This is a genomic window from Niabella agricola (genome assembly GCF_021538615.1).
Lineage (GTDB): Bacteria > Bacteroidota > Bacteroidia > Chitinophagales > Chitinophagaceae > Niabella > Niabella agricola.
Genome location: NZ_JAJHIZ010000002.1, coordinates 643,255 through 668,912 on the forward strand (window position 1 = coordinate 643,255; position 25,658 = coordinate 668,912).

Here is a 25,658-nt window from a genome sequence, read left to right on the forward strand (position 1 = left end):
TATCACAACTGGAATAGGGCCCTGAGCTCTGCGGCATCAATGGGTTTCATCTTGCCACCCAGGATCAGCCGCAGCTGCCGGCGGCGGAGAGCTCCTTCAAAAAGCAGGAGTTCTTTTTCCGTCACCGGCTCCAGCGCCGGTACGGAAGCAGGCCTCCCATGTGGATCCAGGCCTACAAAAGTGTAATAGGCTTCATTGCTCTTATACCGGTAACGGTTAACCAGGTCCTCGCCATGCACCAGCATATGCACTTCCATAGAAGAGTTGAAGGCACGGGTCACTTTGGCTTCAATGTGCACAGCGTTACCCAGTTTAATGGGATTTTCAAAGGAGATATTATCAACCGATGCTGTTACTACAGGAAGGTTCGCATGTTTCTGCGCGGATAAAGCAGCGGCAATATCCATCCAGTACATCAGGCGCCCCCCCATCAGGTTGCCAAACGTATTGGTATCATTCGGCAATACCAGTTCCGTCATCACAATCAGGCTGTCTGCAGGATTCTTTGCCATTTTTAATTTTTTGCAAAAGTAACGGGATACAGCTAATTTAGAAAACCCGGCCCAAACGGTACGGAGCACCGACAATCCACTGGGGGTGTGTTTTACCGGTAAAAACCAAACCATCGGCAAGGCGCTGGCATCAGATCCCGGAATTAGAGGCCCCGTGCCCTGACACTTTCTGTTGTTCAAACGGTTGCGCCGGGTCAATTTTTTTTCAAACGGAACAGGCGTCGACCTTACCTTTGCCGGATATTCTAAAAGGTTATATGCAAGAGAAACAATTACCGGTATCATTCGATAATACGGAATTTGCGTTTAAATATAAATCGGATCGTGAGCTAAAAAAGGCAAGGCTGTTGTTTTCGATGATGGGCCAGCCTATGCTGGTAAAACTGGGCACCCGGATCACGCCCTGGGCCATCAAAAATAAACTGCCGGTTAAGGGGCTGATACGGAGCACAATCTTTAAGCAGTTTGTAGGAGGCGAAACACTGGAAGAAACCGCAAAAGTGGCCACCCGCTTAGGGCAGTACCAGGTACAGGTGATCCTGGATTATGGAGTAGAGGGGGGAGAAGACTCCGAAAAAGAATATGACCATGCTGCGGATGAGTTTATCCGGGTCATTGATTATGCCGCTACACAAACCAATATTCCCTTTATGAGTGTGAAGGTGACAGGTTTTTCGAGGTTTTCCCTTTTGGAAAAGATCGACGGGCAGATGACGGCGGCCAGCGGAACCCTGATCAAACGTTACCTGCAGGTGATCGACCAGCTCGGTACGGCTGAAAGAGAAGAATGGCACCGGGTACGAACCAGACTGCTGCGCATTTGCGAGCGGGCCGCAGAGAAAAAGGTAGGCGTATTGATCGATGCCGAAGAAACCTGGATCCAGGATCCCGTGGATGCCCTAACCATCCTGATGATGGATTCCTTTAATAAAACAACACCGGTGATCTATAATACCGTGCAATTATACCGGCATGACCGGCTGCAGTTTCTCAAAGACTGTTATGAGGCTGCGGCAGAACGGAATTTTTTACTGGCGGTAAAGCTGGTGCGCGGTGCTTATATGGAAAAAGAGCGGGCCCGGGCGGCAGAACGGGGTTATCCGTCGCCGATACAGCCGGATAAAGCCAGCTCCGACCGCGATTATAATGCCGGTGTACAATTCAGCCTGGAGCGCCTGGACCGCATGGCACTGGTAATTGCCACCCACAATGAGAAAAGCAACCTGGACGCTGTGGCCTGGTTGCAGCAACACCAGGTGCCGTTCAATCATCCGCATGTACATTTTAGCCAGCTATACGGCATGAGTGATAATATTACGTTCAACCTGGCTGCTGCCGGGTGCAGCGTTAGTAAATACCTGCCGTTTGGCCCCATTGAAGATGTAGTGCCCTACCTGATGCGGCGCGCGCAGGAAAATACTTCGGTGAAAGGACAAACAGGGCGGGAGCTGGGATTGATCCAAACCGAATTGCAACGCAGGCGGGAGGGCTGATCCTGCTGCATGCCGGAAACAATCGGCTTATCCATCGATTTTAAAGTTGCATATCGTTCGCGCAAGACAGGTTACACCTGTGCCACATGCCCGGGCGGCCTTCCACTATAATTATATACGCGATTGCCGGATGCCCGGACTTCACCGGAGCCGCTGAGCACATTGCTGATTCACTTCCGGAGATGCCCGGAAATAAAGTTTTAAACTTATTGCTGGACTAACGCTGTCTCGATGTTGGCTTTTTTCAGGACAAGTCAACTTTGTGAACCGGATATTTGTGAACTTTTTTTGTTCACAAATATGGAGTTCACAAATTCTGTAGCGCATATATCGATGAATCGCTTCTGATCGCTGGTGTTTACCGGTTTACCGGATGGGCGCCCGGTATAAGCGGGCTGAAGCGGACAATCAGCTGCCACATTAAACACAGTTTACAGGGCCGGGTTGCCGCCGGATCAGCAGCCGGAGCGATACAGATCACGGATCCGGATGGAGCAGGCATTGAAGCAGACAATGGCCATGCGATGCCGGTTTTGCAGATTTTTTTGCTGAAATTATGTAATCGATTACATAATTTGAAAAAAGTATTATATTTATCCCTGAGTGCAGACAGATTGCCTGCTTTGGGCCGGCATTTCTTTTAAAAATTCAATTTTAAATCGTTATGGAGCAAAATCGTTATGATGCAATTGTGATTGGTTCCGGTATCAGCGGCGGATGGGCGGCTAAGGAACTGTGCGAAAAAGGGCTGAAGGTATTGTTGCTGGAACGTGGTAAAGATGTAAAACATATAACCGACTATGTACATGCAGGGAAGGCCCCCTGGGAATTTGAACATCGTGGCGATATGACATGGGCGCAGAAAAAACAGTACCCCAACCGCATTCGTGGCTTTGGCCCCAGCGAAATCAATCTTGATTGGTGGGCCAATGATGCAGAAACGCCTTACACCGAAACCAAACAGTTCAACTGGTTCCGGGGATACCAGGTAGGAGGCCGTTCTTTATTATGGGGTAAGCAGACCTATCGGTGGAGCGACATTGATTACGAAGCCAACGCCAAGGACGGAATTGCTGTTGATTGGCCGGTACGCTATCATGAAATTGCTCCCTGGTACGATCATGTAGAACGCTTTATTGGTGTGAGCGGCAGTATTGAAAATCTTCCGCAATTGCCGGACGGGCAGTTTCTGCCGCCGATGGAAATGAATATTGTTGAAAAAGACATTGCGGCCCGTATCAAACAGGCGTATCAGGATCAGCGCCGCATGATCATCGGTCGCTGCGCCCATCTTACAGAAGCGCTGCCGGGGCGTAATAAGTGCCAGTACCGCAATAAATGCCACCTCGGATGCCCCTATGGCGGTTATTTCAGCACGCAATCCTCCACGCTTCCGGCCGCCATGAAAACAGGTAATCTTACACTGCGGCCCTGGAGCATTGTGACCCGGATCCTTTATGATAAAGACGAAAAACGGGCAACGGGAGTGGAGGTGCTGGATGCCGAAACCAATAAAACTTATGAATACAAAGCAAAGATCGTTTTCCTGAATGCTTCCACGCTGAATAGTACCTGGGTATTGCTGCACTCGGCTACGGATGTGTGGCCTGGTGGCCTGGGCAGCAGCAGCGGGGAGCTGGGACATAACCTTATGGATCATCACCTGGGCTCCGGTGCAGGCGGCCGTGTAGAGGGGTATGAAGATAAATATACCTATGGCCGCCGGCCCAACGGCGTGTATATTCCCCGCTACCGCAACCTGAACGATGAAAAGCGGGATTATATCCGGGGGTTTGGTTACCAGGGTGGCGCCGGCCGCGGAAGGGGTACCCGGGCAGCTGAAGAAATAGCGGTGGGCGTTGCTTTGAAGGAAGCGCTAACCGAACCCGGCAACTGGAACGTATGGATTGGCGGCTTTGGTGAAGTATTGCCTTATCACGACAACGTAGTAACATTGGATAAGAGCCGGAAAGATAAGTGGGGATTGAATGTATTGGCGATCGATTCGGAATTAAAAGAGAACGAAAGAAAGATGCGGAAGGAAATTGTAAGCGATGGGAAGGAAATGCTGGAAAAGGCTGGTATAAAAGACGTGTATGGTTTTGATAACGATGGCATTATGGGGCAGGGCATCCATGAAATGGGCACTGCGCGTATGGGACACGATCCCAAAACCTCCGTACTGAATAAATGGAACCAGGTATGGGATGCACCCAATGTATTTGTAACCGACGGATCGTTTATGACCTCTGCGGGCTGCGTAAATCCCTCACTTACCTATATGGCATTTACGGCGCGGGCGGTAGCGCACGCGGTGGATGAATTAAAGAAACAGAACCTTTGAGCGTTTATAGTGCCTCCCGGTCTGCATCTGATGGTTTAAAGTAGGACCACGAGTACGTCAAGCCATGAAAAAGTTCGAAATAATACAAGCGCTTCGTGTGTCTTAGTGTCTTCTTGCTTGTGGCCAACACATCTGCCGTAGCGCCCCTGCTCATTGCGCCGTTGCGTGAAATCGGGCTTAAGGCCTGCGGCAACATGCCTACACCCGCCGGTCATCGGCCTTCCAGTTTTGGATTTGCTGTTTGATCGCATGGGAAGATAATCCTTCTTTCAATGTTTTTTCAATCAGCGGTTGCAATTCTTCATCTGAAGCAAACCGCAGTGCAGCAATTTGCGGAAAGGATAACTGCTGTTCCAGCGGATCAAAATTTTTTCCGCTCAATACCAGATACCGGTACCGCATTTCCAGGACTACAATCCGGTTCTGCAGGGTTAATGCATAATGCTGGCGCAGCATAAAGGACAGCCATCCGATCAGTAAAACCAGCAGGGCTATAAAGATCCATACGGCCCTGAACGGCGGATCATTGAAAACCTGGTAAAGAGCCCCGGCCTCCAGTACCAGTATAACCGGGTAAAAGACAAAGTGGTGTGGCGGGTAGTAGCGTACATGATTACTGAATTGCTGAATGGGCATAAACGAATTTTGCTGTTAAGATAACGGAAATTATACCGTAACCACAAAAATGCGGGGAAATAAAAATTTAACATTCCGGTTTTGATTTTGTAAAAAACTTATCTCTATCTTTGTTCTGTAATAAAAATAATTACAGAATGATCAATGGGCGTTTTGCAACGGTAATCCATATTCTGACATTGCTGGGCAGGGAAGAAGGAGAAGTGGCTTCCTCCTATATTGCGGGCAGCATTAATATTAACCCGGTATTGGTGCGGAAGGAGATCAGCGCATTAAGGGATGCAGGATTTGTGGTAACACAGGAGGGGAAGAACGGCGGAAGCCGGCTGGCCATGTCGCCTTCGAAGATCCGTCTTTCTGATCTTTATAAAGTAGTGTATCAGGAGGGGCTGTTTGCACATTCCAAGAACCTGCCCAACCAGCATTGTGCCGTAGGCCGGCGCATCAGCAGCATTATGGATGATCTTAATGCAGAGGCAGAACAGGCCCTGCTAAAAAAGCTGCACTCCATTACCATCCGGGATCTGCTGGACAAGGTATAATTTTTTTAATCTAAACTGTAATAAAAAATAATACATTTAATAAATAAAAACAACAGCGCATGAAAATCGTTATTATCGGGGCTACCGGATTTGTGGGTAGCGCTATTTTAAAAGAAGCCGCTCAGCGGGGACATACGGTTACAGCGTTGGCGCGTAATACGTCAACCATCAGCAACACCGGGGGACCGGTGAAAACAATCGACATCGATGTAGCAAATGAAACAGCACTGGCAGCGGCGATCCGGGGAAATGACGTGGTAATCAGTGCTTTTAATGCCGGGTGGACGAATCCCAACCTGTATAACGATTATCTTTCGGGGGCACAGCATATTGAAGCGGCCGTTGCCGCCTCAGGCGTGAAACGCCTGATCGTAATCGGCGGTGCCGGCAGCCTGGAGATTGATGGCACGCAACTGGTGGACGGTCCGGATTTCCCCGAAGCATATAGGGCCGGCGCAAAGGGCGCCAGGGACTACCTGACACAGCTGAGAGCGAATAAGCAGCTGGATTGGACCTTCTTCAGCCCGGCAATCGAAATGAATCCGGGTATTACCACTGGTCGTACCGGCCATTACCGGTTGGGTACTGATGCTCCGGTTTTTGACGCAAACGGAAGAAGCTCCCTGTCTGTTGAGGATGTTGCAGTGGTGATACTCGATGAAGCGGAAAAGCCGGCCCATACCCACCAGCGGTTTACTGCTGGGTATTGATCCGGAAACGCAGGAATACGTAATGCCGGAGGCTGTCTCAAAAATCCGTCATTTCGAGCGTAATGTAGTGAAGCCGAGAAATACATAATTTCCAGGCAATGAGATATCTCCGTTTCGCTTCGCCTCAGTCGAAATGACGGTTTCGGACTTTGAGACAGCCACCTTTAGTTTGATGAACCCGCTCCATATAGCCGGGAGTTGTAACTTTGAAAGAAATGCCGGCAATGAAGCAATGCTTATTATTAGCGGGAATGTTAAGCAGCGGAATTGGGCTGTACGCGCAGGACTCTGTTCGGGTAAAAAACCTTATCATGGAAGGTATCCGCTTACATGACCAGAAACAATATGCAGCAGCCATCAAAAAATATGATACAGTGCTGAATATCGATCCTGTTAACCTGGTGGCGCAGTATGAGAAATCCTATTCGCTGATGGCCTCAAAAAATTATAAGGAAGCAATGCTGTTAAGCCAGGCCATTATTGAGCATAAAAATGCGGAGCCGGGGATGATCGGCAATGCATACAGTACCTGGGGCGCTGCACTGGATGAGGTTGGTGATCATAAGGGGGCACTGAAAATATATGACGAGGGCATCAGGAAACTGCCGGATTTCAATATGCTCAATTATAATAAAGCGGTTACTTATTTCCGGATGAATGAAATGGAGCAGGGGATCGGCGAATTAAAGCAGTCGTTGCTCAAAAACCCACACCATCCGGCCTCCCATTTTATACTCGGGCAAATCATGTACCACCGGAAGCATAAAATTGCTGCGCTGATGCCTTTTTTAGCATACCTCTTATATGATAACAAAAGCAAACGCGCGGAAGCGGCGCTGACCAATGTACGTGCCATTATTGAGGGTGATGAAAAGAAGCCGGATTCCGGGAAGCATACCGTTGAGCTCGACGTTCTGATACGAGCAGGACGGAAGCGGGTAACAGCAGATGACGACTTCAGTTCCATGGAACTGCTTCAGGAACTGGGTGCAGCATCGGCCATGACCGAAACAAAAGATATGCTTCCGGCCGACCGGTTTGCGTACCTGCTAAAGCAGGCAATCAGGAGATTGGCAGAAGCAAAGGGGCATACCGGTTTTTACGGAACCTTTTATATGCCATTTTTCACCGGCATGCACCGGAAGGGGCTTACGGAAAGTTTTGCTCATTTGATTTTCTTCCCTTCAGGAAATGTGATGAACGAAGTGTGGATCCAGGACCACCGGGAACAAATGGAACAGCTGGGCGCATGGACGCAGGCCTATCAATGGCCGGTAATGAAGACAAGGATGCCTTAAGGAGTTGTTTCGGGCTTGAGGACGTTGGCTCCAGGGGTATCTGCTTTACACTCGATAATCCGTTGGTTATTCGGATTTCAGACATCAGAAACCAGATTTCAGAGATCAGACATTCAGGCATCAGATTTCAGAGATCAGATATTGGATAGAGGTCGGTTTTGGCTACCCGTTTCTGTTATATCCTGTTTCCTCGAATACCGGCCGGGAGAAAATCACCGGGCTGTAATGGCATTTTCGCTTCCACAGCCGACATTTTGTTGCTATTTGTTATTTGCCATTTGCTATTTATTATTTCAAATTCCCAAATGCACAGGTTTCGCACGGACCCCACAGCAGATTTCCGGGATGGCGTTAGAATGATTATCTTGCAGTCATGCAGCAATACTTAGATTTATTACAACATATTCTGAATGAAGGCGTTGAGAAGACCGATCGCACGGGTACAGGTACCATCTCCACCTTTGGGTATCAAATGCGTTTTGATCTTCAGCGGGGCTTCCCGATGGTGACCACGAAAAAATTGCATTTGAAAAGCATTATATATGAATTGCTTTGGTTTTTAAAAGGTGATACGAATATTGGTTATCTCAAAGAACATGGAGTCCGCATTTGGGATGAATGGGCCGATGAGAACGGCGACCTGGGGCCGGTATATGGCAAGCAATGGCGGAGCTGGGAAGGAAAAGATGGCAAAGTGGTGGACCAGATTACCGACCTGATCCGGCAGATCAAAACGAACCCGGATAGCCGCCGTCTGATCGTTAGTGCCTGGAATGTTGGGGAGCTTTCAGAAATGGCGCTGATGCCCTGTCATACTTTATTCCAGTTTTATGTGGCGGCGCCAAAGGCGGGCGGAAAACCGCGGCTCAGTTGCCAGCTTTACCAGCGCTCGGCCGACGTATTCCTGGGCGTGCCCTTTAATATTGCATCCTATGCCCTCCTTACCCTCATGATTGCACAGGTATGTGACCTGGAACCCGGTGAATTCATACATAGCTTCGGGGATGTGCATATTTATAACAACCACCTGGAACAGGTAAAACTGCAATTAACACGCACTCCTTACCCCTTACCGCAAATGAAGATCAACCCGGAGATAAAGGACATTTATGGTTTTTCGTTTGAAGATTTTGAATTGATCAATTACCAGGCACATCCCGGTATTAAGGGAGCGGTAGCGGTCTGAATAATAAATCTAAAATTATAAATATTGAATGTAGAAGGTAACCCATGGAGAACGCTCGAAAATTTGATCTGGAAGATCGATTGGTTAATTTTGCGATTCTCGCGCTGAATGTCTGTGACATTTTGCGCCTACAAAAGCCGTAAATAATCTTGAGCATCAGTTGTCAAAAAGCAGTACTGCTCCGGCATTGATGTACGGAGAAGTTCAGGCGGCCGAATCGCAAGCCGATTTTATTCATAAAATGAAATGTGCATTGAAAGAATTACGTGAAACAAAGATTAATCTCAGAATTATTAATGAAAAACCCGTTGTTGAACATCCATCGGTTGCACAGCGCTGCAGGAATGTAACGAATTAATTGCGATTTTTGCTGCCAGTGTATCTACCGCTCAAAAGAACCGGGCACGATAGTTTTATATTTTTAATTGGATATTTAATATTCTACATTTTATGATTATCTCTTTAGTAGCCGCTGCATCCAACAACAATGTCATTGGTAAAGACAACAAACTCCTGTGGTCCCTGCCCAATGATATGAAACATTTTAAAAATGTAACCTGGGGCATGCCCGTGGTAATGGGGCGGAAGACCTTCGAATCTTTTAAGCAGCCCCTGGCGGGCCGGAAGAATATTGTACTCAGTACGAATAAAAACCTGAAGATCGATAATGCCATCGTAGCCCGCAGCATGCAGGACGTGGAGTTGCTGGTAAAAGAAATGGATGTAAAGGAGCTGATGGTGATCGGGGGGGGAGAGATCTACAAATTATACCTGCCCAAGGCCAATCGTATTTACCTTACGCGGGTGGATACAGCCCTTGAGGGAGATGCCTTTTTCCCCGTGTTTGACCAGAATGAGTGGACTCTGAAAAGCAAACAGGCGTACCAGGCCGATGAAAAACATTTATTTGATTATACATTTGAGCTTTGGGAACGCAATTGAATATAAAAGATCCAATGATCAAAATCCAATGACCAACGTAAAATTTAAAGTTCCGCTGTTTAATGAACGTTCCGGTGCGTCCGGGGGAACAGCCTGAGTTTACATTTTACATTTAAAATTCTGCATCCTACATTTCCATGGTATATTCTCCCTTAATTGCCGCATCGAAATATTTCAGGTATTATATCCATGCTTCCAACAGCAAGGGGCACGGCATGCATTCTCCGTTCGTGTTTGAATTTATCACCAAAGTGATGAATGATTTTACCCCGTACCCCGAGTACGACCGGATCGAAACCCTCCGGAAGACATTGCTCAGTGATCCCTCCGTAATTACGGTGGAAGATATGGGCGCGGGATCTGCAAAAACACGAACCAACACCCGGAAGATCGCCTCCATCGCAAAAAATGCCGCCAAGCCGGCAAAATACGGGCAATTGATGTACCGGATGGTCCGTCATTACGGCGCAAAGCGGATCCTGGAGCTGGGTACTTCCCTGGGGATCACGAGTGCTTACCTGGCGGCCGCCGATGCTGAGGCCCGGGTGATCACGCTGGAAGGAGCGCCGGCGGTAGCACAAAAGGCACGTGAAAATTTTGCGGCATTGGGACTAAAGAATATCGAGCTGGTAGAAGGAAATTTTGATAACACATTGCCGGCTGTCCTGGATCAGCTGTCAAAAATTGATCTTGTATTCATCGATGGCAACCACCGCCAGGAGCCTACCGAACGTTATTTCCGGCAGCTATTGCCTTATATACACAACGACACCCTGCTGGTATTTGACGATATTCACTGGAGCCGGGAAATGGAGGCGGCCTGGAAGCACATAGTGGCACAGGATATCGTAGCCTGTGATATCGATCTGTTCTATATCGGCATTATTAGTTTCCGCAAAGAATTTAAAGAAAAACAGGCGTTCACGGTCCGGTTTTAGAGCTCGTGATCATCGGCATAAAACTTTTCAATCCGTTTATCAGGAATAAACCAGATAATTGCTACAATGGTATACAGGGCGATACTGAGCCAGGTTGAAATAAAACTGGCCCCAATACCCGCCAGGTACAGGATCCCTGAAAATTTTCCTTTGGCATCGGAACCTACAGCCTGTGAAAGCCTACAATCCGGCCCGCCGGCCTTTATCAGTTCTTTCTGAAGAATCAGGTAGGCCACGGCTGCCATGGCCAGCACAATACCATATACCGCAACGGGCAACGGCTCCATATAATTTTTATCCATCCATGCCGTTGTAAACGGAAAGAGCGATAACCAGAACAACAGGTTCAGGTTTTTCCACAACACGGCTCCGTTTATTTTATCGGCCAGGTGGAACATATGGTGATGATTGTTCCAGTAAATGCCTACATAAATAAAGCTTAATACATAACTCAGGAAGGTAGGCAGTAACTCCAGCAGCGATTTGAGGGTATGCCCGTCTTCCGGAGGCCGCAGCTCCAGTACCATTATAGTAATGATGATCGCCAGTACGCCATCGCTAAACGCTTCAAGTCTTGATTTGGTCATAGATATCAAATAAAAAAGGTGTATAAATATAAACAGAATTTATACACCTTGAAATTTTTTACAAAACCGGCTTATTGTAAAGCAGCCAGTGCCAACGCATAATCGGGTTCTGTGGTGATTTCCGGAACCTGTTCGGTATACACCACTTCGCCGTTTGCATTAGCCACTACTACTGCCCGGCTCAACAGCCCTTTCATCGGGGAATCGGCAAATGTAACCCCGTAGTCATCGCCGAAATGTCCTCTGAAGTCGGAGAGGGTTTCCACATTACTGATGCCTTCCGCCGCACAAAAACGGTTGAGCGCAAAGGGCAGGTCCTTGGAAACATTCAACACGACCGTATTGTCCAGTGCAGCTGCCTTTTCGTTAAACTTTCTCACAGATGTGGCGCAAACGCCGGTATCCACGCTGGGAAAAATATTCAGCACAATTTTTTTACCGGCATAATCCGACAGTTTTTTCTCTGCCAGTCCGGAATTTACAAGCGTAAAATCTTTCAGTTTGCTACCTTTTTCAGGCAAATTGCCTGCTGTTTTAACCGGGTTTCCTTTCAATGTAATTTCAGCCATAATATAAATATTTATTAATAGATCGCATGTGTACAGGGGCACAAAGAAAATAAATTTATTTGTGAAAGCGGCGGCCGGGGAAAAGAAAAAGGAACAACTGCCCGGCTTACTGATTGCTTCAATAACTATACCGCCTTTTAACAGTTGTGGCCTTGTATTTGTTGAAGTGCTGTTTATATGTGTTGCGGTACATGGTTCTTGGGAAGGAAAAAATAAATCAACGAAAGCCTTCGGTTTTACGATTTTAATTACTAACTTACTTACTATAACCCTTGTTATGATCATTGGAGTTTTGCGGGAACCTTCTTTTGAAACAAGAGTGTCATTGCTGGCGGAGGCGGTGGTGCCGCTGGCCAAAAAGAACCTTACCGTTTATGTGGAAACCGGAGCGGGAGCGGGTGCTTTTTGTACCGACACCGACTATGAAAAAGCCGGTGCACAGATAAAAACAAGATCGGAGGTGTTGGCTGCTTCAGATGTATTGCTGGCGATTCATCCGGTTGAACGCCCCCCGGCTTTCTCCCGTTTGCCTGCAGCACAGCGGCACCCGGTTTTTATCGGGGTCTATCAGCCCTTGTCCAACCCGGGCATGATCGGCAGCTGGGCGCAGCAGGGCGACACGGTATTTTCCCTTGACCTGCTACCCCGCACTACACGTGCACAGGCAATGGATGTACTCAGTTCACAGGCCAATATCGCAGGCTATAAGGCCGTGCTGCTGGCGGCAGGAATGTATCCACGTTATTTCCCGATGTTCATGACAGCTGCGGGAAGCATTGCGCCGGCAAAGGTATTGATCCTTGGTGCGGGTGTGGCCGGGTTGCAGGCAGTGGCCACGGCACGCCGGCTGGGTGCGGTGGTGGAAGTTTTTGACACGCGTCCATCGGTGAAAGAAGAAGTGATGAGCCTGGGGGCAAAATTTGTTGAAGTAGAAGGCGCCGCCGACGCCAGCAGGGCGGGGGGCTATGCGGTGGAACAATCAGCGGAGTATCTTCAAAAACAACAACAGCGGATTGCAGATAGTGTTGCAAAATCGGATATAATTATTACCACGGCGCAGATTCCCGGAAAAAAGGCGCCGGTACTGATCAGTGTGGATATGTTGAATTCCATGCGGAAAGGATCTGTAGTCGTTGATCTGGCGGCCGCTACCGGGGGCAATACGCCCCTCACCAAAAACAACGAAACGGTTTTGTATAACGGCATTACCATCGCCGGTCATTCAAACCTGGCGGCTACTATGCCCGCCGATGCCAGTAAATTGTATGGAAAAAATATCCTGAACTTTCTTCAGTTGCTGATCGATAAGGATGGTTCCTGGATCATGAACCTTGAAGACGAACTGGTGAAGCGCTGCTGTGTAATCCATGAAGGAAAAATACGCAACGAAAAAATGAAGACGGATGATCCCGTTCCCCGATCGGAATCCACTACCTAAGCACCCCGTATTTTTTAGAACGCAGGATTTTTATTTGGATTTTTAGGATTTAGAATTTAACAATAAAAATTTTAACCAATGAGCCTGTTCAGCTGGATCGCCGAAAATCAACAACTTATCTATATCGTTATCCTCATGATCTTCGTTGGTATCGAGGTGATCGGGCATGTGCCCAGTGTATTGCACACGCCGTTGATGAGCGGTGCCAACGCTATACACGGGGTTGTGCTCATCGGCGCCATCATCGTAATGGGCCGGGCCGAACCCGGCAATTACCTGGCCCTGGTGCTCGGGTTCCTGGCGGTCGTTGTGGGTACGCTGAATGTGGTAGGCGGTTTTGTGGTAACGGACCGGATGCTGGAAATGTTTAAACGGAGGAAGCCTAAGCTCTAAATTCTAAAATCTAATACAATGACCTGTTATGCTGGGAAAAAAAATATGATTTGGAAGAAAGAACAGAACAGTTTTCGATGCGGGTACGGGAATTTTGTTTATGACTAAGGATTGATATATTTAATAGGGTTTATATTTCTCAGGTACTTCGGTCTGCAGGATCGGTAGCGGCAAATTATATAGAGGCTAGCGAAAACTTGGGAGATAAGAATTTAAAGTATAAGATCAGGATTTGTAAAAAGGAATCTAAGGAAACAAAACTCTGGTTGAAGCATCTTCTGATCTATGATCAAACAGAATTGGAGCAGGAGCGGGCGGATCTGATCCAGGAAGGTGAGGAGTTGATGAGGATCTTTGCCGCTATTTTACGAAAATTAGGAAGCTAAACAGATCTTAAATTAGTATTTAGAATTTTTAAAATTAGCATTTAGTGAATATGCTCGCGCTCTGCTACTTACTTGCTTCGATAACATTCATAGTGGGTTTAAAAATGTTATCCAATCCGGCAAATGCCCGCAAGGGGAATCGCGTGGCTGCTGCCGGAATGGGGATTGCTGTGCTGGGAACGGTGTTTTTATACCAAGATGGTGCAGGACAACGACTGGGGAATTACGGCTGGATCTTCGGCGGCATTTGCGTTGGCGCACTGATCGGAACACTGGCTGCCAGGCAGGTTAAGATGACGGCCATGCCGGAAATGGTGAGTATGTTTAACGGGATGGGCGGGCTTTGTGCTGCATTGATATCGGTTGTGGAGTTTTATTATCTCGTGGCTTCAGAGAACCAGGCCCCCGGAGATACCTATGGCGGGCCGGTTGTTTCAGGGCACCTGGTTATCATACTGCTGGGATTGATCATCGGGTCGGTTTCCTTTTCAGGAAGTATGATTGCCTGGGGAAAACTGAACGGTAAGATCAAAGACCGCTCTTTCAGAGGGCAGCATATCATCAACCTGCTCGTACTACTGGCCATTGCAACCGCCGCTGTATACCTGGTAATGCAGTTCCAGCCTTTGTTAAGCTGGTTGTTTGGATTGATCCTGGCGTTGGCGCTGGTATACGGACTGCTGTTTGTGCTGCCCATCGGCGGAGCCGATATGCCGGTGGTCATTTCGCTGCTGAATTCGTTTACCGGTGTGGCCGCAGCCTGCGGCGGGTTCTTATACAATAATAATGTAATGCTTACCGGCGGGATACTGGTGGGCGCTGCCGGAACCCTGCTTACCATTTTGATGTGCCGGGCAATGAACCGTTCGTTGGCCAATGTGCTGATCGGGGCTTTTGGCGGCGGCAATTCGGGAGTATTGAAGGCCGGAGCGGAACAGGGGGCTATTAAAGAGATCAGTATACCGGATGCGGCTATTGTAATGGGTTATGCCAGCCGGGTACTGATCGTTCCCGGTTATGGGCTGGCAGTGGCGCAGGCCCAGCACGCCTGCCATGAGCTGGAACGATTGCTGGAAAGCCGGGGTGTGGAGGTACTATATGCCATTCATCCCGTTGCGGGCCGCATGCCTGGTCATATGAACGTATTGCTGGCTGAAGCAGATGTGTCTTACGACAAGCTCCTGGAAATGGAACAGGCGAACGAACGATTTCCACAAACAGATGTAGTACTGGTGCTGGGCGCCAATGATGTGGTAAACCCCGCTGCCAAAACGGATCCAGCTTCGCCGATCTACGGCATGCCCGTATTGGAGGTGGAGCAGGCCAAAACGGTGATTGTTAACAAACGAAGCATGAAACCCGGTTATGCCGGGATTGATAATGCGCTATTTTCCGGGCCTAAAACCTCTATGCTGTTTGGGGATGCTAAAAAAGTGCTGCAGGACCTGGTAACCGAACTGAAAAACAGCTGAGCCTGCGCTTCCATTGAAGCGGATGGTGATTTTCTGCCGGGAAAGAGGGGTTATTGAAAAATAAAGGGGATTGATAAAACTGTTGCTGCGTTGTAAATCCTGCCTCCAGGTTCCGGTAGATCGGAACAGAAAAATGTTGCTTACCCAACAAGCGCGCCTGAAGGATAAGTTCACCGGTTTTTATACTTTTGCTTCGTGCAATTACCATCCGCTTTATTACAGTCTTTACAAGGCCTTCCGGGTTTTGATGAACCGGCATTTATAAACACACATCAATCGGGCGCCCAGGTTACCTCCGTGCGGATCAATCCCCTTAAGGTTTCGCAGGTGCCGCTTGCCGTGGAGCATGCACCCATTCCATGGTCGCGGTACGGTTATTATTTGTCCAAACGTCCTTCCTTTACCTTCGATCCCTTATTCCATGCCGGTTGTTATTATGTGCAGGAAGCCAGCAGCATGTTTTTGGAGCAGGCACTGCAACAGGCCGTTGATCTTACACAGCCGGTAACGGTACTGGATCTTTGTGCCGCTCCGGGTGGGAAAACAACCCATCTGCAATCACTGATATCTGAAGGTAGTCTGCTGGTAAGCAATGAAGTGATCCGCAGCCGTGCGGCCGTATTAAAGGATAATGTGATAAAATGGGGGGCGCCCAATATTGCGGTAACCAATAATGATCCTGCTGATTTTTCGGCATTGCCCGGCTTTTTTGACGTAGTAGTGGTGGATGCTCCCTGCAGCGGTAGTGGTTTATTCCGCCGCGATGAGGCCGCCATAACAGAGTGGAGTCCGAATAACGTGGAGCTTTGCAGTCAGCGACAGCAGCGCATCCTGGCGGATGTATTGCCGGCGTTAAAAGAAGACGGTGTATTGATCTACTCCACCTGTTCCTACTCCCCGCAGGAAGATGAAGCGATCCTGCAATGGCTGAATACGATGGGTATGGAGGGGGTGGAACTGGTTACGGAGCCGGGATGGAATATCGTTGCCGTAAAAACGGGGAATAGTTTCGGGTACCGGTTCTGGCCGCATCGTCTGGAAGGAGAAGGGTTTTTTATAGGCGCATTCCGGAAAAGAGCCGTTTCTGCGCAACCGGAAAAATACCGGCCTAAAACAAAACCGCTTGCTTCAAAGGATACTGCGGCGTTGCGCCCATGGATCCTTATGGAAGGGCAGCAGTTTGTGGTGTTCGGCGAACGTATTTATGCCTGGTCTGCAAGTCTTTTTGAGGCATTGGATCGTTTGGCAGGGAAAATGAAAGTACTGTATTCGGGGGTGCTTGTGGGCACGCTGATCCGTGATAAACTGATCCCGGATCATGCATTGGCGCTGAGTAAACAACTGCCGGACACGATTGCCGGCAGCGGATTGTCTGAAGAAAATGCCATTCGTTACCTGCAGCGAAAAGATTTTACACTGGAAACGACGCAAAAAGGATGGCAGCTGGCCTCATGCTGCGGTCATCCGCTGGGATGGATGAATGTGCTGCCCAACCGGATCAACAATTATTATCCGAAAGAATTGCGGATATTGAAGGAACAGGCGCCGGACATATAATATAACAGTTGAATTAAACTACGGCATATATGAATCAATCGTTACCCTTTTTAACCAAACTGGCACTGGTGCTTTTTTGCATGATCAGCCTGGGCTATCTGCTGATGCTGGGACAAACTTTATTGGCTCCCATGTTCTTTTCTTTTTTAATGGCCTTGCTGTTTTTGCCGGTGGCCGTGTTCCTGGAGCGGAAATGCCGGTTCCGGCGAACCCTGGCCACAACCCTGGTGATTGTACTGATGCTGCTGGTATTTGCCGGGGTGATCGCTTTTTTTAGTACCGAAGCCCGGTCGTTTACGGAAGACTGGCCGCGATTGAAGCAGAACGGCATGCAGGCATTTGAAACAACGCAGGACTGGATTCGTTCAAAGTTTCATATCAACGCAAAAAAGCAATGGGATTATATCAACCAGGGTGCGGAGAAGTTGTTTTCCCAGAGTGCAGCCATTGTAAGCACCACATTGTCGACCGTTTCGGCTACATTTATTTTTGTTGGTTTTACGGTACTATTTACTTTTTTTATTCTTAATTACCGGAAGGTATTGTACGCGTTCCTGCTTTCTGTGTTCAGTGATGCACATAAACAGCGGGTGGAGGAAATTGTACGACGGGTAAAGACAATTATCAAAAAGTATATCATCGGATTACTGATCCAGATGCTGATCGTTTCTGCAATGCTGATCCTGGTGCTGTCACTTATCGGCGTTAAGTACGCGGTTCTGCTGGGCTTTATGGGCGGAGTCCTGAATGTGATCCCGTATCTCGGAATCATAACGGCGCTTTTATTTAGCTGCCTGGTCACTTTTGCCACGGTGGGGAGTGGAAAAGTGCTGCTGGTGGTTATTGCTTTTATCATTGTGCATGCTATTGATGGTAATATCGTGATGCCCCTGGTAGTGGGCTCTAAAGTAAAACTAAACCCCATGATCGCGTTTATCGGTATCATCGTAGGAGAGATGCTCTGGGGAATCTCCGGTATGTTTCTCTGTATTCCGTTCCTGGCCATATTAAAAATCATTTTTGACCGGGTAGATGGTCTGCATGCCTGGGGAATGCTGATGGGAGAAGAGGGTGAGCTGGACAGAGGCATGCGGCGTATTGTAATGGCCCGCGAAAGAGGCAAAAAATAGAGGTTGGGTTTTGGTAGCAACGCGCAAAGGCATCCTTGCTGTGGCGCTTTGCGAACCATTGTCCATTGCGGTTTAACTGTTACCGCAACGCGCACAAAGAATCCGCGAGGGGCGTTAGGAATATCCTTGCGGCATTGCATTACGGGCCATTACGTTCATTGATTACCCTCATGCAGTTTGCGTTCCAATACTGTTCCGTGGTTCAATTTTCATCAGTTTGAACAATTTTGATTAACTATTGAGACATTTTGAAGTATTTAATTGTATTTTTTTGGGGAATTTCGCCGGAAGGTCTGATTAAACAGCCCGCCATATGATGGATTGCTGATCGCTGTTCCGCGATCCGGTTGCGCCCATTCTAAACGGCAGGTCTATTCAGTAATGACCGCTTAAAACAATTTTAAACGAAATCTATAGTTCTATGGTTCAGCTATCAGGAATCCGATCGCGTCTTTTATTAATGATCCTAATGTTTTGGGCAGTCGCCGGCCACAGCCAGCAAAAAGCACCTGCTTACCCGCTGATCACCCATACCCCTTATTTTAGTATTTGGAGTAATACAGACCAACTGAATGAATCAGTAACCACCCACTGGTCGGGAACAGAACAGGCGCTGCTGGGTGTAATTAAGGTAGACGACCGGTTTTACCGCTTCCTGGGCCGGGAACCACAGCAATTTGCGGCGGTCGTTCCCACCAGCGATGAACAGGCGTACACCGTACAATATACCGAGCAGCAACCCGGTGAAGGCTGGAACACACCGGGTTTTGACGACCGCAGCTGGAAGACCGGCGCGGCTCCCTTTTCCGACGACCGGTCGGTTGCCAAAACCTATTGGGGCTCCAACGACCTTTGGGTGCGGCGTACCTTCCAGATTGAACGCCTGGTTGACGATGAACTGTATCTCAAGATCAACCATGACGATAATATTGATGTGTACCTGAATGGCACGCTGATTTATCATAAAACCGGTTGGGTCAACCGTATGACCTATCTGGATCTCAATGATGTTCTGAAAGCAAACCTGAAGACCGGTAAAAATCTGTTGGCAGTACACCTGCGCAATACGGCCGGCGGCCGGCACCTGGACCTGGGCATATCCCGGAATGTGCCACCTCCTTCCGCTGAACAGTTGCTGAAGGCCACCCAGCAGAACGCCACAATAAAAGCCATGCAAACGGTCTATGACTTCAAAGCCGGTGGTGTAGATCTGAAGGTCAGTTTTATATCTCCGCTTTTGATAAAGGAGATCGACCTCATGGCCCGCCCGGTCTCTTATATCACGTATGCCGTAAAATCAAACGACGGCCGGGAACACGATGTAAAAGTATACCTGGGTGCCTCTTCCAATATTGCGGTTAATGAGGCTTCACAGGAAGTAATGGCTAATGTGGTGAACAGCGACAGGCTAAAAATGCTGCAGACCGGCACTACCAGTCAGCCGGTGCTGGCAAAAAAAGGAGATGATCTCCGGATCGACTGGGGGTATTTTTATGTTGGAGCCGATAAAGGCATCACCACACAATACATCACCGGCAGCCCGGGGGAGGGCATAACCCGCTTTATTCAAAAAAGTGCGGCGGCCGAACGCTCGGGTATCCGTGGGAAAAACCTGGTGCTGAATACCGTACTAAACCTGGGAAAGGTAAACACAGGCAGCCGGGAACAGTTTATGTTGCTGGGCTATGACGAATTGTATTCCATCCAGTATTTTCATAACAACCTCCGGCCCTGGTGGAATAAGAATGGCGGCAAAACATTTACATCCGTGATGGATGAGGCAGCCGTTACGTATAAAACCGTTATGCAAAAAGTCGATGATTTTGATAAGGTCGTGCATGCTGATGCGGTAAGAGCAGGTGGCGAAGACTATGCGAAGCTTTGCGACCTGGTTTACCGGCAGAGCATTGCGGCCCATGCGCTTGTTGAAAGCCCGCAGAAAGACCTGTTGTTTTTATCCAAGGAAAATTTCAGCAACGGATCCATTAACACCGTGGATCTGACCTATCCTTCGGCGCCGTTGTTCCTGATGTATAACACCGCTTTGCAAAAAGGCATGATGAACGGGATTTTTTATTACAGCGAAAGCGGAAAATGGACCAAACCCTTTGCGGCACATGACCTGGGCACCTATCCGCTGGCAAACGGTCAGACTTATGGTGAAGACATGCCCGTGGAAGAGGCCGGTAATATGATCATCCTGATGGCAGCCATTGCAAAAGTAGACGGGAATGCTGCCTATGCAAAAAAGCACTGGAAAACATTAACCACCTGGGCCGAATACCTCGCTAAAGAAGGGTTTGATCCGGCCAACCAGTTGTGTACGGATGATTTTGCCGGACATATGGCACGGAATGTAAACCTGTCTGCAAAGGCGATTATGGCCTTGCGCAGTTATGCCATGCTGGCCGACATGCTGGGTGAAGCATCAACCGCCCGGAAATATAAGACGCTGGTAACGCCCATGGTGTCTAAATGGATGAACCTGGCCAATGACGGCGACCATTATACCCTGGCCTTCGAAAAGAAAGGAACCTGGAGTCAGAAATACAACCTGGTTTGGGATAAGGTATTAAACTTTAACCTGTTTCCTCAATCTGTATACGATAAAGAGATCCGGTATTATTTAAAACAGCAGGAACTACAGCCCTACGGACTGCCGCTGGATTCCCGGAAAACCTATACCAAGTCTGACTGGATCATGTGGACGGCCACCATGACGAATAACCGCAGCGATTTTGAAAAGTTTATCGCACCGCTTTATCGCTATGCCACAGAAACCAAGAGCCGGGTGCCGATCAGCGACTGGCATGAAACAAAGGACGGAAAACAGGTGGGCTTCCAGGCGCGCAGTGTAGTGGCCGGTTATTATATGAAGGCTTTTGATTATAAACTGAACAACCGGTAGGAAGTACAGGATATTTTTTAAGCGGCATATGTTTACGGGATATCGATAGTGTATGCATCAACAAGTTTGTTTAAAATTTAAAGCAACCGGTAAAGAAAAGCAAACCGGTTGCTTTGCCTTTAATACATGCAGGTATGAGTGATAACCGATACAGGATACTAAAAAAAATGGTGAGCCTGGTCATCGCCCTTTGTTCTTTTTATGCATCCGGCGCACAGGTGCAGGCAACGGGTTACCTGAACAACAGGGCTCCGCTGCAGCCGCTTCAGTTTTTGGAACTGCCGATCGGATCTATTGCGCCGGAAGGATGGCTGCGGGAAATGCTGGTGCGGCAAAAGAACGGGGCAACCGGCAAGCTGGATCAATGGTATCCCCAGGTAATGGGCGCCCGCAACGGCTGGCTGGGCGGGGATGGTGATCAATGGGAGCGGGGACCGTACTGGGTCGACGGACTGCTGCCGCTTGCGTATCTGTTAAAGGACAAGGAACTGATTGCAAAAGTAAAACCCTGGGTGGAATGGTCGCTAAACAGTCTGCAGCCGGATGGTTATTTTGGTCCGGCAAAAGATTATCCGGCAGAAAAAGGAATTCAACGTGATAACAGCCGGGATTGGTGGCCCAAGATGGTAATGTTGAAAGTGCTGAAACAATATTATGATGCAACGGGCGATCAGCGGGTCATCCGTTTGATGACGGCCTATTTCCGCTACCAGCTGAAAAATCTGCCCCAACAGCCGCTGGACCACTGGACCTTTTGGGCCCGGTACCGCGCGGGCGATAACCTGATGGTAGTGCTTTGGCTTTATAACATTACCGGGGATGCCTTTCTGCTGGATCTGGCGGATCTGATCCATAAACAAACCTTTGATTATACCCAGGCATTTTTATATACCGACTTTCTAAGCCGGCCCGGCAGCATTCATTGTGTGAACCTGGCACAGGGGATCAAAGAGCCGGTGGTCTATTACCAGCGCAAACCGGAGGCGCTCTATCTGGAGGCCGTAGATAAGGGATTTAAAGACCTGCGTACGTATAACGGATTGGCAAACGGGTTGTTTGGCGGAGACGAAGCCCTGCATGGCAACGACCCGGTTTTTGGTTCCGAGCTTTGTACCGCGGTTGAAATGATGTTCTCCCTCGAAAGTATTTTAAGGATCACAGGTGCGGTAACCTATGCAGACCATCTGGAAGAAGTGGCTTTTAATGCGTTGCCCGCCCAGATCGACGAACAGTTTATGAACCGCCAGTATTATCAGCAAACCAACCAGGTAATGATTACCCGCCATATGCGGAATTTTAGCGTGGACCATGATGGCGCAGATATTTGTTACGGGTTGCTGACGGGTTATGCTTGTTGTACTTCCAATATGCACCAGGGATGGCCGAAATTTACCCAGAATCTTTGGTATGCCACTGCCGATAAAGGCCTGGCGGCCCTGGTTTATGCGCCTTCATCGGTTACGGCAAAAGTGCAGATGGTACCGAGGTTAGGTTTAAAGAGCAGACCACGTATCCCTTTGATGCGTCGATCCGTTTTGTGCTGGAAACAAAAAAACGCAATGGCATTCGTTTTCCTTTATACCTGCGGATACCGGCCTGGTGTAAAGAGGGATCTGTTAAAATAAACGGCACTCCCTGTCAAAATGGAAAAGGCAATACCGTTGTAAAGATCGACCGCGAATGGAAAAGTGGCGATGCGGTAACGCTGGAGCTACCCATGCGGATCCGGAAAAATACCTGGCAGCAAAACTCGGTTTCCATCCAGCGGGGACCGCTTACCTATGCCCTGAAGATCGCGCCGGAAAAGAAGCTGGTCACCAATACGCAGGACCCGGTTGAAAATGGGAGCAGCTATTATGAAATACGTCCGCTGACACCCTGGAACTACGGTTTGCCCGATTTTTCAGAAACACAATTGAACGAACATTTCAAAGTAGAACAGTCTGCACTCACAGATAACTATCCCTGGACGCTTGCAACGGTACCCATATCCATTAAGGCCACCGGAAAACGCTTCAAGCGCTGGCAGCTGTATAACGAATCGGCGGGGCCGCTGCCTTATAGTGTTACGTACGGGCTGCACCTGGATCCGGAGGATTCCATAACCCTGGTTCCTTACGGTGCTACGCAGTTGCGGGTGGCGCAGTTCCCGGTATATTAATGTTCGTTGTATTTTCGGCTATGGAATACGGTTATGCAGGAGACGCTGCATACTATTAAAATCGGTTTATTCATATGAAGATTTGGAAGAACGTTTTTTTTGCAGGATTCAGTTCCGCAGTGGTTGCAGGTACCTTGTTTTCACAGCCTCGTCAACTCGTTCAATATGTAAATACCTTGCAAGGCACCAACTCATCGCATGAGCTAACCCACGGCAATACGTACCCAACGACTGCATTACCTTTTGGAATGCATACCTGGACGGCCCAGACCGGGCGCAATGGTGATGGCTGGAAATATCAATACTCAAAAAATACCATCCGGGGGTTTCAGCAGGCGCACCAATGCAGTTCCTGGACCAATGATTATGCGGTGTTTTCCCTGATGCCGGTGGTCGACAACCTGGTTGTGAATGAACAGGACCGGGCGGCGGTATTCCGCCATGAAAAAGAGATCGCCCAGCCACATTATTACCGGGTGGCGCTGGAAAACGGGATCACTACCGAAATGTCGCCCACCGAAAGAGGCGTACATCTGCGGTTCCGTTTCCCGCAAGGACATAAAAGTTTTTTGGTATTGGATGGATATACCGGTTTAAGTGGCATAGAGATCCATCCCGCCGAAAATACGATAACAGGATATGTAAATAACGGCCATGGGTTTCAAAAAGGATGGAAAAGTTTTTTTGTGATCCGGTTCAACCAGCCTTTTACAGCATACGGAACCTGGGAAAACCGCGGGGATAGCATCAGTGCTGGCAGTAAAAAAGCGGAAGGAGCCGGCCGGGGTGCTTATATCCGCTTTGCAGACGGTGTTACCGTGCAGGCAAAAGTTGCTTCTTCCTATATCAGCCCGGAGCAGGCCGCACGCAATCTTGAAAGAGAACTGGGCGCCGACCGGACACTGGAGCAAACAAAGGAAAAAGCCGCAAAGATCTGGAATGCACATTTGTCGAGGATCCTGGTGGAAAGCGATTCCGAAGCAGACAAGGCAACCTTCTATTCCTGCTTTTTCAGGGCCAGCCTGTTTGCACGTAAATTCTATGAACTGGATAAAGACGGGAATCCTTATTATTTCAGCCCTATGACGGAAAGATCCATAAAGGGTACCTGTTTACAGACACAGGCTTCTGGGATACATTCCGGGCACAGTTCCCATTAAATGCGCTGTTGCATCCCACCATGCATGGCCGTTATGTAAGTGCCCTGCTGGACGCACAGGAGCAATGCGGCTGGCTACCTTCCTGGTCCTTTCCGAATGAACAGGGAAGTATGATCGGCAACCATGCCATTTCCCTGCTGGCTGATGCCTGGGCAAAAGACATCCGCACCTTTGATCCGGTAAAAGCGTTGGATGCTTATGCACATGAAGCCAATCATAAAGGTCCCTGGGGACCGGCCAACGGCCGGGATGGATATAAAGAATATAATGAAATGGGATATGTGCCTTATCCAAAGTACCGGGAGGCTACGGCTAAAACGTTGGAGTATGCCTATGACGATTTTTGCGGGTACTATCTGGCAAAAGCTGTTGGAAACAAAAAATACATGGACCTGTTTGGTGCAAAGATGTTTAATTACAGGAACGTTTATGAACCCGTCAGGGGATTTATGCTGGGTAAAGATGCGGAAGGCAACTGGATCAAAAATTTTGATCCCACAGAATGGGGTGGTCCGTATACCGAGGGGAATGCCTGGCACTGGGTATGGTCCGTATTCCATGATATGGCCGGGTTGAAGCAATTGCTGGGGGGCGACCAGCGCTTTACCGCCAAGCTGGACTCCGTCTTTTCCGTGCCCAATACCGTTAAAGTGGGTACCTATGGCGGCCTGATTCATGAGATGACGGAAATGGTAATGGCCGATATGGGACAATACGCGCATGGCAACCAGCCCATACAGCATATGGTATACCTGTACAATTATGCCAATGAGCCCTGGAAATCCCAGTATCATGCCCGCGAAGTCATGAAGCGGCTGTACAGCGCTTCGGAGAATGGTTATCCCGGCGATGAAGACCAGGGGCAAACCTCCTCCTGGTTTGTACTAAGCGCCCTGGGACTTTATAGCGTTACACCCGGAACGAATGAGTATGTAATCGGCAGTCCCTTGTTTAAAAAAGCCACCATTACCCTTGAAAACGGAAAACAATTTATCATTGAGGCGCAGCAGAATTCGGAAAAAAATGTGTACATCAGCAATGCACTGCTTAACGGCAAACCCTATACAAAAAATTTCATCACCTACCAGGATCTTGTAAAGGGCGGCCGCCTGTCGTTTATAATGAGCGGAACGCCCAATAAGAAAAGAGGGCTGGCTAAAAGCGATCAGCCGTTTTCGGTTTCGGGGGGATTATAAGAGGGGATAGTGTTCCCGGCGGATTCTGCGGGCAAGCGCATGGCCACGTAAATCAGCGAAAAATCAGCAGGAAAGTATAGACCGCAGGTGGCAAAAAAAT

The 25,658-nt window shown here is 48.6% G+C and carries 24 protein-coding genes; 20 read left to right on the forward strand and 4 right to left on the reverse strand.

Annotated features, from left to right (window positions below):
• Positions 1 to 2: 2 nt before the first annotated feature.
• Positions 3 to 512: an acyl-CoA thioesterase gene (locus LL912_RS03095; RefSeq protein WP_235552096.1), complete on the reverse strand. Its 510-nt coding sequence runs from the start codon at positions 510 to 512 to the stop codon at positions 3 to 5.
• Between the two features lie 257 nt (positions 513 to 769).
• Between LL912_RS03095 and LL912_RS03100 the strand changes: the two genes are divergently transcribed.
• Both LL912_RS03100 and LL912_RS03105 read left to right on the forward strand, forming a co-directional pair.
• A complete protein-coding gene (locus tag LL912_RS03100; RefSeq protein WP_235552097.1) occupies positions 770 to 2,005 on the forward strand; it encodes a proline dehydrogenase family protein in 1,236 nt (411 codons plus the stop codon).
• Between the two features lie 664 nt (positions 2,006 to 2,669).
• A complete protein-coding gene (locus tag LL912_RS03105; protein ID WP_235552098.1) occupies positions 2,670 to 4,349 on the forward strand; it encodes a GMC oxidoreductase in 1,680 nt (559 codons plus the stop codon).
• Positions 4,350 to 4,547: 198 nt separating this feature from the next.
• Here LL912_RS03105 and LL912_RS03110 read toward each other — a convergent pair whose 3' ends face one another.
• The gene (locus tag LL912_RS03110; RefSeq protein ID WP_235552099.1) at positions 4,548 to 4,985 is read right to left on the reverse strand and encodes a DUF6526 family protein; all 438 of its coding nucleotides are present in this window, start codon (positions 4,983 to 4,985) and stop codon (positions 4,548 to 4,550) included.
• 137 nt (positions 4,986 to 5,122) lie between these two features.
• Between LL912_RS03110 and LL912_RS03115 the strand changes: the two genes are divergently transcribed.
• The 7 genes from LL912_RS03115 (at position 5,123) to LL912_RS03140 (ending at position 10,601) form a co-directional block, all read left to right on the forward strand.
• Positions 5,123 to 5,527 carry an RrF2 family transcriptional regulator gene (locus LL912_RS03115; RefSeq protein WP_235552100.1) on the forward strand — a complete coding sequence of 135 codons (405 nt, stop codon included), beginning with the start codon at positions 5,123 to 5,125 and terminating at the stop codon, positions 5,525 to 5,527.
• A gap of 59 nt (positions 5,528 to 5,586) precedes the next feature.
• Positions 5,587 to 6,237 (forward strand): NAD(P)-dependent oxidoreductase, encoded by a 651-nt coding sequence (locus tag LL912_RS03120; protein ID WP_235552101.1) that lies wholly within the window; start codon positions 5,587 to 5,589, stop codon positions 6,235 to 6,237.
• A gap of 311 nt (positions 6,238 to 6,548) precedes the next feature.
• Entirely contained in the window at positions 6,549 to 7,535 is a 987-nt protein-coding gene (locus tag LL912_RS03125) for a tetratricopeptide repeat protein (protein WP_235552102.1), read from the forward strand.
• A gap of 373 nt (positions 7,536 to 7,908) precedes the next feature.
• Entirely contained in the window at positions 7,909 to 8,721 is an 813-nt protein-coding gene (locus LL912_RS03130) for a thymidylate synthase (protein WP_235552103.1), read from the forward strand.
• Positions 8,722 to 8,911: 190 nt separating this feature from the next.
• Positions 8,912 to 9,079, forward strand: a complete 168-nt coding sequence (locus LL912_RS26150) for a four helix bundle protein (RefSeq protein WP_455011046.1) — start codon at positions 8,912 to 8,914, stop codon at positions 9,077 to 9,079.
• A gap of 92 nt (positions 9,080 to 9,171) precedes the next feature.
• The gene (locus LL912_RS03135; protein ID WP_235552104.1) at positions 9,172 to 9,663 is read left to right on the forward strand and encodes a dihydrofolate reductase; all 492 of its coding nucleotides are present in this window, start codon (positions 9,172 to 9,174) and stop codon (positions 9,661 to 9,663) included.
• A 137-nt stretch (positions 9,664 to 9,800) separates the two neighbouring features.
• Positions 9,801 to 10,601, forward strand: a complete 801-nt coding sequence (locus LL912_RS03140) for an O-methyltransferase (RefSeq protein ID WP_235552105.1) — start codon at positions 9,801 to 9,803, stop codon at positions 10,599 to 10,601.
• On the opposite strand, the gene LL912_RS03145 is transcribed toward LL912_RS03140, so the two are convergent.
• Together LL912_RS03145 and tpx are read right to left on the reverse strand one after the other, a co-directional pair.
• Entirely contained in the window at positions 10,598 to 11,188 is a 591-nt protein-coding gene (locus LL912_RS03145) for a TMEM175 family protein (RefSeq protein WP_235552106.1), read from the reverse strand. The genes LL912_RS03140 and LL912_RS03145 overlap by 4 nt on opposite strands.
• A gap of 71 nt (positions 11,189 to 11,259) precedes the next feature.
• Positions 11,260 to 11,757 (reverse strand): thiol peroxidase, encoded by a 498-nt coding sequence (gene tpx / locus LL912_RS03150; protein WP_235552107.1) that lies wholly within the window; start codon positions 11,755 to 11,757, stop codon positions 11,260 to 11,262.
• A 277-nt stretch (positions 11,758 to 12,034) separates the two neighbouring features.
• On the opposite strand from tpx, the gene LL912_RS03155 reads away from it, so the two are divergent.
• The 11 genes from LL912_RS03155 (at position 12,035) to LL912_RS25830 (ending at position 25,558) form a co-directional block, all read left to right on the forward strand.
• Complete coding sequence (locus LL912_RS03155) at positions 12,035 to 13,195, forward strand: NAD(P) transhydrogenase subunit alpha (RefSeq protein WP_235552108.1); 1,161 nt, start codon at positions 12,035 to 12,037, stop codon at positions 13,193 to 13,195.
• A gap of 78 nt (positions 13,196 to 13,273) precedes the next feature.
• Positions 13,274 to 13,588 carry an NAD(P) transhydrogenase subunit alpha gene (locus tag LL912_RS03160; RefSeq protein WP_235552109.1) on the forward strand — a complete coding sequence of 105 codons (315 nt, stop codon included), beginning with the start codon at positions 13,274 to 13,276 and terminating at the stop codon, positions 13,586 to 13,588.
• Between the two features lie 134 nt (positions 13,589 to 13,722).
• Positions 13,723 to 13,974: a four helix bundle protein gene (locus LL912_RS03165; protein ID WP_319941325.1), complete on the forward strand. Its 252-nt coding sequence runs from the start codon at positions 13,723 to 13,725 to the stop codon at positions 13,972 to 13,974.
• A gap of 104 nt (positions 13,975 to 14,078) precedes the next feature.
• Positions 14,079 to 15,446, forward strand: coding sequence for an NAD(P)(+) transhydrogenase (Re/Si-specific) subunit beta (locus LL912_RS03170; RefSeq protein ID WP_235552110.1), 1,368 nt, complete (start codon positions 14,079 to 14,081; stop codon positions 15,444 to 15,446).
• Between the two features lie 195 nt (positions 15,447 to 15,641).
• Positions 15,642 to 17,003 (forward strand): RsmB/NOP family class I SAM-dependent RNA methyltransferase, encoded by a 1,362-nt coding sequence (locus LL912_RS26055; RefSeq protein WP_235552111.1) that lies wholly within the window; start codon positions 15,642 to 15,644, stop codon positions 17,001 to 17,003.
• Between the two features lie 29 nt (positions 17,004 to 17,032).
• On the forward strand, positions 17,033 to 18,133 hold the full coding sequence (locus LL912_RS03180) for an AI-2E family transporter (protein WP_235552112.1): 1,101 nt from the start codon (positions 17,033 to 17,035) through the stop codon (positions 18,131 to 18,133).
• A gap of 469 nt (positions 18,134 to 18,602) precedes the next feature.
• Positions 18,603 to 21,041: a glutaminase family protein gene (locus tag LL912_RS03185; RefSeq protein ID WP_235552113.1), complete on the forward strand. Its 2,439-nt coding sequence runs from the start codon at positions 18,603 to 18,605 to the stop codon at positions 21,039 to 21,041.
• A 134-nt stretch (positions 21,042 to 21,175) separates the two neighbouring features.
• A complete protein-coding gene (locus LL912_RS26155; RefSeq protein ID WP_406603592.1) occupies positions 21,176 to 22,666 on the forward strand; it encodes a beta-L-arabinofuranosidase domain-containing protein in 1,491 nt (496 codons plus the stop codon).
• On the forward strand, positions 22,570 to 23,202 hold the full coding sequence (locus LL912_RS26160; protein WP_406603598.1) for a hypothetical protein: 633 nt from the start codon (positions 22,570 to 22,572) through the stop codon (positions 23,200 to 23,202). Before LL912_RS26155 ends, LL912_RS26160 begins: the two co-directional genes overlap by 97 nt.
• Positions 23,203 to 23,276: 74 nt before the next feature.
• The gene (locus tag LL912_RS25825; protein ID WP_255785547.1) at positions 23,277 to 24,362 is read left to right on the forward strand and encodes a glycoside hydrolase domain-containing protein; all 1,086 of its coding nucleotides are present in this window, start codon (positions 23,277 to 23,279) and stop codon (positions 24,360 to 24,362) included.
• Complete coding sequence (locus LL912_RS25830; protein ID WP_255785578.1) at positions 24,311 to 25,558, forward strand: GH92 family glycosyl hydrolase; 1,248 nt, start codon at positions 24,311 to 24,313, stop codon at positions 25,556 to 25,558. Before LL912_RS25825 ends, LL912_RS25830 begins: the two co-directional genes overlap by 52 nt.
• Positions 25,559 to 25,658: the final 100 nt, after the last annotated feature.